Source organism: Enterococcus sp. BSD2780061688st2 D3 (assembly GCF_005844145.1).
GTDB classification, from domain to species: Bacteria; Bacillota; Bacilli; order Lactobacillales; family Enterococcaceae; genus Enterococcus_B; species Enterococcus_B durans.
Genome location: NZ_SPHN01000011.1, coordinates 75,356 through 87,826 on the forward strand (window position 1 = coordinate 75,356; position 12,471 = coordinate 87,826).

The 12,471-nt window shown below is 38.6% G+C and carries 9 protein-coding genes, 1 riboswitch and 2 other annotated features; of the genes, 8 read left to right on the forward strand and 1 reads right to left on the reverse strand.

Annotation, left to right across the window (positions count from 1 at the left end):
* Positions 1–136: 136 nt before the first annotated feature.
* Positions 137–1,009, forward strand: a complete 873-nt coding sequence (locus FGQ66_RS09965) for a helix-turn-helix domain-containing protein (RefSeq protein ID WP_005877229.1) — start codon at positions 137–139, stop codon at positions 1,007–1,009.
* A gap of 109 nt (positions 1,010–1,118) precedes the next feature.
* Here FGQ66_RS09965 and ndk read toward each other — a convergent pair whose 3' ends face one another.
* A complete protein-coding gene (gene ndk / locus FGQ66_RS09970; protein ID WP_005877232.1) occupies positions 1,119–1,571 on the reverse strand; it encodes a nucleoside-diphosphate kinase in 453 nt (150 codons plus the stop codon).
* A 194-nt stretch (positions 1,572–1,765) separates the two neighbouring features.
* A riboswitch (M-box (ykoK) riboswitch) is annotated at positions 1,766–1,940 on the forward strand.
* Positions 1,941–2,263: 323 nt separating this feature from the next.
* On the opposite strand from ndk, the gene mgtA reads away from it, so the two are divergent.
* The 7 genes from mgtA (at position 2,264) to nhaC (ending at position 12,317) form a co-directional block, all read left to right on the forward strand.
* Positions 2,264–4,939, forward strand: coding sequence for a magnesium-translocating P-type ATPase (gene mgtA / locus FGQ66_RS09975; RefSeq protein WP_260607145.1), 2,676 nt, complete (start codon positions 2,264–2,266; stop codon positions 4,937–4,939).
* 383 nt (positions 4,940–5,322) lie between these two features.
* Positions 5,323–5,994, forward strand: coding sequence for an HAD family hydrolase (locus FGQ66_RS09980; protein ID WP_081134021.1), 672 nt, complete (start codon positions 5,323–5,325; stop codon positions 5,992–5,994).
* A 75-nt stretch (positions 5,995–6,069) separates the two neighbouring features.
* Positions 6,070–6,306, forward strand: a binding site (T-box leader).
* A gap of 42 nt (positions 6,307–6,348) precedes the next feature.
* Positions 6,349–6,587: a binding site (T-box leader), on the forward strand.
* A 62-nt stretch (positions 6,588–6,649) separates the two neighbouring features.
* Entirely contained in the window at positions 6,650–7,723 is a 1,074-nt protein-coding gene (locus FGQ66_RS09990; RefSeq protein ID WP_005877242.1) for a methionine ABC transporter ATP-binding protein, read from the forward strand.
* A gap of 1 nt (position 7,724) precedes the next feature.
* Positions 7,725–8,405: a methionine ABC transporter permease gene (locus FGQ66_RS09995; protein ID WP_081133967.1), complete on the forward strand. Its 681-nt coding sequence runs from the start codon at positions 7,725–7,727 to the stop codon at positions 8,403–8,405.
* A 15-nt stretch (positions 8,406–8,420) separates the two neighbouring features.
* Entirely contained in the window at positions 8,421–9,263 is an 843-nt protein-coding gene (locus FGQ66_RS10000) for a MetQ/NlpA family ABC transporter substrate-binding protein (protein ID WP_138302321.1), read from the forward strand.
* Positions 9,264–9,290: 27 nt separating this feature from the next.
* Complete coding sequence (locus tag FGQ66_RS10005; RefSeq protein WP_138302322.1) at positions 9,291–10,517, forward strand: M20 family metallopeptidase; 1,227 nt, start codon at positions 9,291–9,293, stop codon at positions 10,515–10,517.
* Positions 10,518–10,901: 384 nt separating this feature from the next.
* Positions 10,902–12,317 carry a Na+/H+ antiporter NhaC gene (gene nhaC, locus FGQ66_RS10010; RefSeq protein WP_138302323.1) on the forward strand — a complete coding sequence of 472 codons (1,416 nt, stop codon included), beginning with the start codon at positions 10,902–10,904 and terminating at the stop codon, positions 12,315–12,317.
* Positions 12,318–12,471: the final 154 nt, after the last annotated feature.

Sequence of the window (12,471 nt, forward strand, 5' to 3'; positions counted from 1 at the left end):
TTTTTATTTTTTGCGTATTTGATTAATGAATGAAACAAATTTTTAGTATTGAACGTTCTTGCTTCATTCTGTTCTTGGATGAGGGAAGAGCCAATACAAAAATCTGGATGTATTCAAACGATGGAGGAGGAATTTTATGTACGATGGGAAATTGATCAAACAACTTAGGGTGAACAGAAAACTGACACAATCACAATTAGCACAAGGAATCTGTTCTAAAACGTCTTTAGTAGGGATTGAAAGTAATTCAGTAAAAAAAATATCCTTTTTGACACTGAAAGCATTTTTAGAACGATTAAATATTTCTTTGGCTGAGTACGAATGGTTACGTAATCAAATGGATGAACCAAAGAAAATCAAGAAAAGTCGTCATCTTTTAAACAAAGTCCAAGAAGATAACTTCGATCCTTATAAGGAAATTGCAAATAATCGCAAACAATTCAAAAAAACGACGGATCTCTATTATCTGGTATTGAATCTACAGATGTTTTGGGAAACAGAAGGGGAGTTGCAATTAGAGTTTTTAAAATATGAATGTCGGACAATTGAAGAGTATTTTATGCAAATGAGAGAATATGGACTCTTCGAATTGGGGATATTAGCTGAGTTTCCTTACATATTCAGTGATTCATTCATTGATAATCATTATTTAAAAATCAAGAAAAGAATGCGGCTGTTGCCAGATTCAAAACTATCGGATCAATATTTATTTACTTTTTTAAAAAACTTAACCATTTACTATATTGATAAAAAACGTTTCAAAAAAGCCCGTAGTATCAATGAAGACATGTACCGCAGTTTAGCTCACAAAGAAAAGTCAACGATCATTTATGAGATGCTGATGCTTGAGTATTACCGGCGGATGATTGCTGCAGCTTTAGGCGAACCGATCATAGAAGGAACGAATACACTATTTTCTGTGATTGAATACACGTTGGGAAAGAAAGAACGCGTGGCACTTGAAGAAAAATTAGCAGCCGTTGGACACCAGAGAAGCGACGGCAGATAAAGTGGATTAGTACAAAAAAGCACAACAATGACCAGCCAGAGATTTCCAAATGCTAAGCACAATTAGAAATCTCTGGCTGAGTGATTCAGTGAAGGTTCTGGTATCATCTTTAATTGTTTAAATCGGGGTGGATGATCGCTGCCTTATTCTTTTGCGTATCAAATAAGGGAAAGAACCGATTGATTTCATTGGTTGCAGAATCACGGGAATCAGAAGCATGAATGATATTTTCTGTTCCAGGTAAAGCATAATCACCACGGATCGTTCCTGGAACGGCATCGACAGCTTTTGTTGCGCCAACCATCTTGCGGACGATGTCGATTACATCGTCACCAGCTAAGACTAAATAGACAACTGGCCCCGAAGTCATGTAGTCGATCAATTCAGAAAAAAAACTACGCCCAGATAAATGTTGGTAATGCTCTTTTGCTAATTCTTCTGTCATAGTAGCAAATTTCATTTCGGTGATTGCTAAACCCTTTTCCTCAAATCGTTGGATGATTCGGCCGATTAAATGACGTCTTACACCATCCGGTTTAATAATGACAAGCGTTCGTTCCATCTCAATCACTCCTGTTCAATTGTTATAGTCTTATTATACTTGTGTCTATAAAAAGGTACAAATATTAGTGAAGTCTAGAATAGGTGACTGACAATAAAAAAAGCTAACAGTCGTTATTTAAAGATTTTCAAAAAAATCAAAAAAATAAGTTTGACATTCCTTCTATATGTTGTTATATTTACGGAGGAAAACTAAATAAGATTTGTTAGGTGAGGCTCCTATACAAACATAGGCTACTGCCCAAAAACGTCGAGAGACGCCAATGGGTAGAACAGGAATTGTCGAGACAAGGCTTTTCATAAGGTAGCTAAAAGCAAGAAGTTGCTTTTTACGTTGTACAGTGTCAAAACTCAACGATGAGATCAAAGAAGCTTTTTTCGTGTGCTTTTTCGACCTTTCGCTGGATTTTGGCGAAAGGTCTTTTTGCTTTTTTTACATTAGTCTTCCAAATTATGCGTAAAAGGGGTGATTTTGTTGGGAAGTTGAAGCTGAAAATAGAAAAAAATATGTTGGAAAGTAAACAAATAAAGGAGATGAGAACAAATGGATGACAGTCCTGCGAAAAAACAAGAGCGAGAGAAACTGCTGGCTGAGACTATTATCTATCTGTTTTCAGCCCCTTTAGGAACAGCTTTTTCTTTCTCTCTCCAATAAAATAACTGATCAGTAAAAAAGCTACCAGTACGTACTTTTTGGCTGACAAAAAGGAGAAGAATGAGATGGAAAAAAAGAAAGATACACAAAAAATCTATGCTGCATTTGCAGGTAAAACAAAAGAAGAATTACTGCAATTTTTTCATTCAACAGATCGTGGGATGGAAGAAGAACAAGTTGAACAAGCAAGAGAACAGTATGGTGAAAACTCAATTTCTTATGGAAAGAAAACACCGTTTATTGTAGAAGTTTTGAAAGCATATATCACGCCTTTTACATTAGTTTTGATTGCTTTAGGTGTTATTTCATTTATCACAGAATATGTCTTAGCCGCACCCGGCGACAAGGATCTTTTTGGTGTTGCAATCATTTTTACAATGGTTATCGTCAGTGGAACAATGACATTGATACAGTCTGTTCGTTCGAATCAGGCAGCTGAAAAATTAAAATCATTAGTAAAAGTGACCGCTGCGGTCAAACGAAATGGCAAATATACTGAAATCCCGATGGAAGAAATCGTCTGTGGTGACCTAGTGCGCTTATCAGCGGGAGATATGATCCCAGCAGACATGCGGTTATTATCCGCAAAAGATTTATTTATTTCTCAAGCGGCTTTGACAGGTGAAAGCTATCCAGTGGAAAAACAAGCACATGTTTATGAAGATGCGACACTTAGCGAAACAAGCTACGATAATCTTGCATTCATGGGAAGTAATGTCATCAGCGGAAGCGCTGAGGGCATCATCATTTCTGTAGGAAATCAAACGTTGTTTGGACATGTTGCGCAGACCCTCTCTGAAAAACCGATCAAATCAAGTTTCGAGATAGGGATCCATAAGACATCGATGTTGTTGATCAAATTTATGGCGTTGATGGCACCAACGGTTATCGTTATCAACGGTTTTACTAAGGGTGACTGGTTAGAAGCCTTTCTATTTGGCCTATCGGTTGCCGTAGGATTGACGCCAGAAATGTTACCGATGATTGTCACTACTAACCTTGTCAAAGGTGCAAGTGTGATGGCGAACAAAGGAACAGTCATCAAAAATCTGAATGCGATCCAAAACTTTGGTGCAATTGATGTGTTATGTACAGATAAAACAGGAACGTTGACACAAGATAAAATCATTTTGGAATACCACATGGATTGTGAAGGAAAAGAAGATGACCGTGTGTTACGACATGCTTATTTGAATAGTTATTATCAAACGGGACTAAAAAATCTACTTGATGTCGCGATCATTGAAGAAGCAAAAGAAACATTGGCAACGGATAGCATCAATTATCGAAAAGTGGATGAGATTCCATTTGATTTTGAACGTCGTCGGATGAGTGTAGTAGTGGAAGATGTTGCGGGAAAAACGCAGATGATCACAAAAGGTGCAATTGAAGAAATGCTTAGCATCTCTAGCTATATCGATCTTGGGGGTGTTGTTAGTCCGTTAACGAAAGAGTTAAGAGAATCTGTCTTAGCAAAAGTAAGAGATCTAAACGAAGACGGTCTTCGGGTCATTGGAGTCGCACAAAAGACGAACCCAAGTGTAGTTGGAGAATTTTCTGTCAAAGATGAATCCGAAATGGTCTTGATCGGATATCTTGCTTTTCTTGATCCACCAAAAGAAACAACAAAACAAGCACTAAAAGCATTGAAAGATCATGGGGTGGCCGTAAAAGTTTTGACTGGTGACAATGAGTTGGTTACTCGTTCTGTTTGTCGACAAGTTGGATTAGAGATCAATGAACTGATTACAGGAGAAAAAATCTCAGAGATGGACGATCGTGAATTGGCACAAGTAGCTGAAGATCATGAAGTCTTCGTCAAATTAAATCCACAACAAAAAGCACGATTGACTACAGCTTTGCGCCAAAATGGGCACACGGTAGGATTTTTGGGTGATGGAATCAATGATGCACCTGCGATGAAAGTAGCTGATATCGGTATTTCAGTGGATACAGCGGTGGATATTGCCAAAGAATCAGCAGACGTGATTCTTTTGGAAAAAGACTTGACGATTTTAGAAAAAGGTCTTTTGTCAGGTCGAGAAACTTTTGGGAATATCATGAAATATATCAAAGCAACAGCAAGTTCGAATTTTGGTAACATGTTTTCTGTATTGATCGCTAGTACATTTTTACCATTCCTACCAATGTTACCGTTACAAATCTTGTTCTTGAATTTGATTTATGATGTTTCTTGTATCTCTCTTCCTTGGGATCAAATGGATAAGGAATATTTAACTGAACCTAAGAAATGGAAAGCATCTAGTATTGGAAAATTCATGGTCTATTTTGGTCCAACCAGCTCAATCTTTGATATCACCACATACTTATTGATGTATTTTGTGATTTGTCCAGCTGTTGTTGGGGGAAACTTCCACTCATTGGATGCGAAACAACAAGTCGTATTTATTGCATTGTTCCATGCCGGATGGTTTGTCGAATCCTTGTGGACACAAACGTTGGTACTGCACGCACTACGTACACCGAAGATTCCATTTTTACAAAGTAACGCAACATTTGCGATGTTCATCATTACCACTTTGGGAATAGTCGTAGGGTCCATTTTACCATTCACAGGCTTTGGTGCAGAATTAGGTTTGTTGCCTTTACCAGGAACGTATTGGATCTGGTTGATTGTGACGGTACTAGCTTACTTAGCTTTAGTCACGATGGTCAAAAAAATCTATATCAAAAAATTTGGTGAATTGTTATAAAATGAATTGATCTTACAAATCAAGACAATATAGAAGAAAGAGAGCCCATCTGAGCTATGGGTTTCCATCAAGCAGGAGAATGTGGGACAAAAGTAAGAAATACTTTTGTCTCATACTTTAAAAACGAATAAACGGTGGGAGCAGAAGCAACTCCTTCTTATTTCTCGGAGTTAAACACTTCTGTCCCAACCTCTTTCTGTGTTGAATCGAAAGGACAGTTTTGACACTGATTATCCGATGTAACTGCTGTGTAGTGATTTTGTCAGGATATTATCAGGATATTGTCTAGGATAATTTTCATGAAATTTGCACTCATTTCTATACTTTCAACTGGTACTCATGCTAAACTAAAGGTATTGTTTTTTGAAAGGATTAGTGAAAGTATGAAAGGCGCAATATTTGATTTAGATGGTCTATTAGTCGACACCGAAAAAACATATCGTGATGGGTGGCTATGGGGCTTTGAGCAATATGGAATAGAAATACCAAAAGAAATCGTAGATGCCTGGAGCGGTAAAAACTGGAAGCAGAGCTTTGATATTTTAGTTGAAGCTGCCGGCAGTCTAGAGAAAGTGCAAGAAGTCCGAGCAATACGGGAGGAATACTTTTACCAAAAACTACGTGGTGGAGAAATCGCACTCAAACCTTACGCAAAAGAAATTTTGACTGAGTTAAAAAAACGCCAACTCAAATTAGGTTTAGCGACTACGACTGTTACAAAAAGAGCCACAGATATCTTAGAACAATTTGATCTGTCGCACTATTTCGATACGTTGACCTTTGGTGATGAAGTAGCGGAAAATAAGCCTTCACCGATCCCTTATTTGACAGCTCTCGAAAAGACAGGATTGCTTGCACATGAAGCCTTTGCGATAGAAGATTCACTAGTGGGAGCTACTTCAGCTTCACGTGCTGGGCTAGGAGTTGTTTTGATTCCAGATGCTAGTTTTGATCGAAACTACTCCGCCAAAGAAAAAGCTGGATTAACATTATTGGTTGAAGGAAAAGATTTGCGTATCGTTGTTGAAATGCTCGATAAAAAAACAATAAATTAAGCGAGATATAATTTTTTTTATTTTTATGCTTGACTTTTAAATTTTGTTAAGGTAAATTATGTCCAACAACAAAATAACTTTTCGTTGATGAGGAAAGTAAACTTGAAAGACTTCTCAGAGAGACTCTGTCCGGTGCAAAGAGTCAAGTTCGCAAAGTTGAAAAATGGCCTCGGAGAATAATCTGTCGATAGGTAGGCAGGTTCGGTTCACGTTCATCCGTTAAAATGAACACCAATCTCTTCAAATGAAGATGTTGGGCAGAGGGAAGGAAACTTCCGAATAAAGGTGGTACCACGATTGATCGTCCTTTTACTAACACAAAATGTGTTGGTAAAAGGATTTTTTTTTTAATATTTTTTTGCGATGAGATAGTAAGTACAACTGGAAATCTTTTAACAGAGAGCTTCGACAGCTGAGAAGAAGCAAAGAGGAACAGTTAGAAAATGGCTATTGAGCATTTCACCCCAAGCAAAAATTGTGAGGCGGTGACGGTTGCGACCGATATCTTGCTAGAGTATGTATGTACTTGAAAAGGAGTTGAATGTGAGTTCAACTCGAAGATGAGGTGGTAACACGCAAAAGGCGTCCTCAAGAAAGTGATAAAGATCATTTTCTTGAGGATGCCTTTTTTAGTATAAGAAAAGGAGGAAACAAGATGATTGAATTACAAAATATAAGTGTCCGTTTTCATCAAAAAGATAAAGTGATCCAAGCTGTAGAAGATGTCGACTTGTTTATTGAAAAAGGGGACGTATACGGGATCGTTGGTTATTCCGGTGCAGGAAAGAGTACGTTGGTCCGAGTGATGAATCTGTTACAAAAACCTACAGAGGGAAAAGTCATCATCAATCAAACTGATTTAGGCAAGCTTTCGGCAAAAGAGCTAAGAAAAGAACGAAAATCGATTGGGATGATTTTTCAACATTTCAATTTGATGGAGAACCGCACGATTTTTGACAACGTTGATTTTTCACTGAAGTATACGGGAAAGTCAAAACAGGAACGTCGTCAAAAAGTGAGCGAACTTCTAGAGTTAGTTGGATTAGAAGAAAAAACATCTGCCTACCCGAATCAACTATCAGGAGGGCAAAAACAGCGTGTAGCGATTGCTCGCGCATTAGCAAATGAACCAAAAGTTTTATTATGTGATGAAGCCACGAGCGCACTTGATCCAAAAACGACACATCAAATCTTAGCCTTGCTAAAGGAACTTAACCGTAAGTTGGGATTGACGATCGTCTTGATCACGCATGAAATGCAAGTAGTCAAGGAAGTATGCAACAAGGTGGCGGTGATGGAAGATGGGAAAATCGTAGAAAAAGGTAGCAGTGTCCAGATATTCAGCCATCCACAAGAAGCGTTGACAAAAGATTTTATTCGTACAGCTACGCATTTAGATCAAGCACTTGAAACAATTATTGGACATCGAGCTTTTGCAGAACAGATCACGAATAAATGGTTGGTTGAATTGAGTTATGTGGGGAATCAGACGAATGAACCGTTGATTGCACAGCTCTACAGCAAATACCAAGTGACTGCTAATATCCTTTATGGAAATGTTGAATTGTTGCAAGAAACACCGCTTGGAAGTTTGATCGTGACACTCGCAGGTGAAACGAATCAACGGCAAAAGGCACTGGACTATTTGATACGTTTGGGTGTTCGAGTCAATGTGCTACAGAAGAATGAAGAAAATGAACAAATCAAAATTGCAGAAGGGGGAATTTGACATGAGCAGTTTAGTTGAAAAATATCTACCGAATGTTTACTTGATTCCAGATGAATTCATTGAAGCGACAAAACAGACCCTGTATATGTCTTTTTGGACAGCGTTGATCGGTGGTATTTTAGGAATTATTTTAGGAATCACTTTAGTGGTGACTAGACCCAAAGGATTGTTAGAAAATCGTTTATTCTTTGAGATTTTGGATAAAGTGATCAATGTTATCCGTTCGATCCCGTTTATTATTTTGTTGTCTTTATTGGCAGTGACGACCAGATTTTTAGTAGGTACAACGATCGGTGCAAAAGCAGCACTCGTTCCTTTGATTTTTGGAGTCGTTCCTTTCTTTGCCCGCCAGATCGAAAATGCCTTACTAGAAGTTGACCCAGGAGTCATTGAAGCAGCAGAAGCAATGGGAACGAGCCCTATTGGAATTATTCTTCGTGTTTATTTATTAGAAGGCCTACCTGGAATCGTGCGAGTATCTGCTTTGACGATCATCAATGTGATTGGATTAACTGCAATGGCAGGTGCTGTCGGAGCAGGAGGACTAGGGAATTTAGCTATTTCTAGAGGATATAATCGATTCCAGACAGATGTAACGATCGTAGCAACATTATTGATATTAGCACTTGTTTTTTTAAGTCAATTCATCAGTAATCTAATTATAAAAAAAATAGCACATTAAGTTGGAGGAAAAAAAATGAAAAAAATTATTCGATTTGCCACAATTGTCATTGTTGCCCTGATTTGGTTAGCAGGATGTTCCCAAGGAAAAGCAGCCACCAAAGATACAGCAAAAGAAACTACCGTAAAACTAGGGATCGTCGGCGAGGATACGGATGTATGGGATGATGTAAAAGCACGTCTCAAGAAAGAAAATATCAATTTGGAATATGTAAAATTTACCGACTACAATCAACCAAATGCTGCACTAGCAGATGGATCGATCGATTTGAATTCATTTCAGCATCAGTTCTTTTTGGATAACTATAACAAAGAGCATGGAACAGATTTGGTTTCGATCGGGAACACGGTAAATGCACCATTAGGTATCTATTCAAACAAGATAAAAGATGTGAAAAAAGTCAAAGATGGTGCAAAAGTAGCTATCCCGAATGACGTCACTAACGGAGGTCGGGCATTATTACTTTTACAAACAGCAGGACTGATCAAAGTAGATAAATCAAAAGGTCAAACGCCGACAGTTTCAGACATTACTGAAAATAAAAAACAGTTGGATATCTCAGAATTAGATGCTTCACAAACGGCGCGATCATTGAACGATGTGGATATTTCTGTTATCAACAGTGGTGTGGCAGTAGATGCAGGATTTACCCCTACAAAGGATGCGATTTTCATAGAACCAGTAGATGACAGTGCACGTCCATACGTGAATATCATCGTTGCTAGAAAGAAAGACGAAAAGAACAAGACTTATCAAAAAGTAGTAGATGCATACCAAACGAAAGATACAGCGAAAGTGATTGAAAAAACATCAAAAGGGTCAAGTGTACCAGCATGGGACACATTTGGACGCAAATAACAAAACAATTTAGAGGAGGAATTACTTATGACAACATCAACGATCACAACAAACCAATTGCAGGAAGCTATCCAAAAGAGATTATCAGATTACCAAGAACTAGCACTAGATATCCATAATCATCCGGAAGTGAGCAACTATGAATTCTATTCTTCAAGCGCATTGGTCCATCAATTGGAAAAAGAAGGATTTGACGTAAAGACTGACGTAGCAGGACATCGCACTGGCTTCGACGCTCGTTTTGTTTCTGGCAAACCAGGGCCAGTGATTGCTTTCCTAGCTGAGTTTGATGCTCTACCAGGTATTGGTCATGCGTGTGGGCATAATTTGTTTGGCACATATTCAGTGTTAGCAGCAAGTATCATCCGTGAAAGAATTGCAGAAATCGGTGGAGAAATCCGTGTATATGGTACTCCTGGCGAAGAAGGAGGAGAAAATGGCTCAGCCAAAGGCAGTTTTGTTCGTGAGGGATTTTTCGAAGATGTAGATGCAGCATTATGTGTGCATCCTGCATATCGCTATGGAAAAACAACAGAGTCATTAGCGAATGATCCAGTGGATATCAAATTTTATGGTGTAGCCTCCCACGCAGCAGCGGCTCCAGAAAAAGGAATCAATGCATTAGAAGCACTGATCCAAGTATTTAACGGCATCAATGCATTACGTCTTCAATTGCCAAAAGATGTCAATATCCACGGTATCATCACAGATGGTGGCGTAGCGGCAAATGTTATCCCAGAATATGCTGCAGGAAGATTTTATTTGAGAGCAAGCAATCGGCCAACATTAGATGAAGTATACAAAAAAGTGGAAAATATCGTTAAAGGGGCAGCATTGAGTACAGGAGCAACTTATGAATTTGGCCTATTCCAAAATGCAGTTGATGATGTGATCGTTACACCTTCATTTGATGAATTGTTCTTCCAACATACTGCAGAAGCAGGAGTCCCTGAGGAAGAAATTGAACGGAAACTACGTACAAGCTTGGGCTCTTCAGATGTAGGTAATGTTAGCCAAGTGATTCCTACCATCCAACCAACTGTGTCGATTTCAGATGATTATATCGCTGGCCATTCGGAAGAATTCAAAGCAGCGGCTAAGAGTGAAAAAGGATTGGCTTCGATTGCGATCGCGGCTGAATGTTTAGCAGCGACAGCGTTGGATCTTTTTGAAAACCCAGAATTGTTAGCACAGATCAAAGAAGAGCATCAACAAATCGTAGCAAAGAAAAAGGACGAGGGCTCTACGTTCTAAGCAATTCATTGCAACGTTATTTTCAGAAAAATAAGAAAATTATTCCATTTAGGTTGACAAACAAAGAAGAAGAAGGTAAACTTCATGAAAGTCAACTTTTCACATAGTAGCATTTGGGTGTTTAGTCCAGAAAGTCGGTGGTTGCTGTGAACCGATCAAGCCTTGATGACGAAGTACATGAAAAGGATTCAATAATTGAATAGCTAATCAAAGTGAAAAACAGATCTGTTTTTAATTAAGGTGGTACCGCGGAGTCATTCGTCCTTAGTTGAAAACAGGTCTTTTTGTTTTAAATGAAGGAGGAAACGCAGATGAATTGTGGCGGGGTCATTCGATATTTACTCTTTTTTAGGTCTTAGATTAACTTAAAAAAGGAGAATTATCATGGAGAGAAAAGTAAAACCAAGTTTTAAAGAAGCAGTTTTAGTGTTAACAGTGATTGTATTAAGTATTGCGATTGGGGTAGTTGGGCTAAAATTATCACCCAATATCACAATTTTGGCAGCGATCGGTATGGTCATGCTTTACGCTGTTGTGAAGAGATACCCAACGGAATGGCTTCATGAAGGAATCATCAACGGGATAAAACCAGGGATCATTCCGATCTTTATCTTCATATTAGTTGGTTCACTGATTGCGGTATGGATACAAGCAGGGATCATCCCAACATTGATGGTCATTGGCTTCAAACTGATTAGTGTTCAATGGTTCGTTCCATCTGTATTTGTTGTTTGTGCAATCGTTGGTAGTGCGGTCGGTAGTGCCTTTACCGTTATGTCTACGATCGGCATCGCCTTTTTCGGCATCGGTACAACATTAGGACTGAACCCAGCTTTAGTAGTAGGTGCTATCGTGTCAGGGGCTGTCTTTGGCGATAAAATGTCACCTCTATCTGAATCAACTAATTTAGCAGCGGCAATCGTTGATGCGGATCTATTCAAACATATCAAGCATATGATGTGGTCAACAGTTCCTGCATTCATTGTTTCCTTCATCTTGTTTGCGATTTTAGGTCATACAAGTAAAGGGGCAAGTTTATCAGCAATCCAAGAAGTCACAACGACACTAGAAGCCAACTTTACCATCTCCATCTGGTCATTGATACCGTTATTTCTTATGTTGTTATGTGCATGGAAAAAAGTTCCCGCCATCTTGACCATCTTATTGAACATCGCTGTTGCAGTAGGTATGATTTTCATCCAAGACCCACAGACATCACTGAATGGATTGGCAACTGTCATCGAGTCAGGATTTGTAGCAAAAACAGGAAATCAACAAATTGATGCGTTACTTAGTCGAGGCGGGATCGAAAGCATGATGCCAACGGTTTCTCTGATTATTTTAACTTTGTCGCTAGGTGGTTTGCTTATTGAGTTTGGGTTGATCTCAACCGTTATGGATGTCGTTTCTAAAAAAATGACGAATACGCCAAAATTGATTTTTACTACTTTAATGACAAGTATCGGTGTGAATCTGTTTATTGGAGAGCAATTTTTATCAGTGATTTTGCCTGGTAATGCCTTTAAAGAAACATACCAAAAAGCTGGATTTGATCCGACCGTACTAGGACGGACATTGGAAGATGGCGGTACAGTTATCAATTACCTTGTTCCTTGGGGAATCGCCGGCAGCTTTGTTGCTAGTACTTTTGGGGTTCCAACGTTGACATACTTGCCATTTGTCTTCTTTAGTCTATTGTCGCCAGTGTTCTCAATGGTCAGTGCTTTTACTGGATTAGGTGTAGAAAAAATCAGTAAAGAATCTGTTGAAGCACAACAAGAAAACGCCCAATTTGAGTAAAGAAAAGTAGAGTCGAACGCTCCTGTTCTAATTAGTAAAAAGTCGTATCACTTTGAAAATCGGGAAACCTTTTTTCAAGATGATACGGCTTTTTTAGTGTTATCGTTTCAAAACAAGCGGATATCCATAAAAGTTGAAGCGCTCGATCATTCCA

Bases quoted from the DNA above. Each gene is read 5' to 3' on its own strand.
- FGQ66_RS09980 (WP_081134021.1), top strand. From the start codon at position 5,323: ATGAAAGGCGCAATATTTGATTTAGATGGTCTATTAGTCGACACCGAA.
- FGQ66_RS09965 (WP_005877229.1), top strand. From the start codon at position 137: ATGTACGATGGGAAATTGATCAAACAACTTAGGGTGAACAGAAAACTG.
- FGQ66_RS09990 (WP_005877242.1), top strand. From the start codon at position 6,650: ATGATTGAATTACAAAATATAAGTGTCCGTTTTCATCAAAAAGATAAA.
- FGQ66_RS10000 (WP_138302321.1), top strand. From the start codon at position 8,421: ATGAAAAAAATTATTCGATTTGCCACAATTGTCATTGTTGCCCTGATT.
- FGQ66_RS09995 (WP_081133967.1), top strand. From the start codon at position 7,725: ATGAGCAGTTTAGTTGAAAAATATCTACCGAATGTTTACTTGATTCCA.
- ndk (WP_005877232.1), bottom strand. From the start codon at position 1,571: ATGGAACGAACGCTTGTCATTATTAAACCGGATGGTGTAAGACGTCAT.
- nhaC (WP_138302323.1), top strand. From the start codon at position 10,902: ATGGAGAGAAAAGTAAAACCAAGTTTTAAAGAAGCAGTTTTAGTGTTA.
- FGQ66_RS10005 (WP_138302322.1), top strand. From the start codon at position 9,291: ATGACAACATCAACGATCACAACAAACCAATTGCAGGAAGCTATCCAA.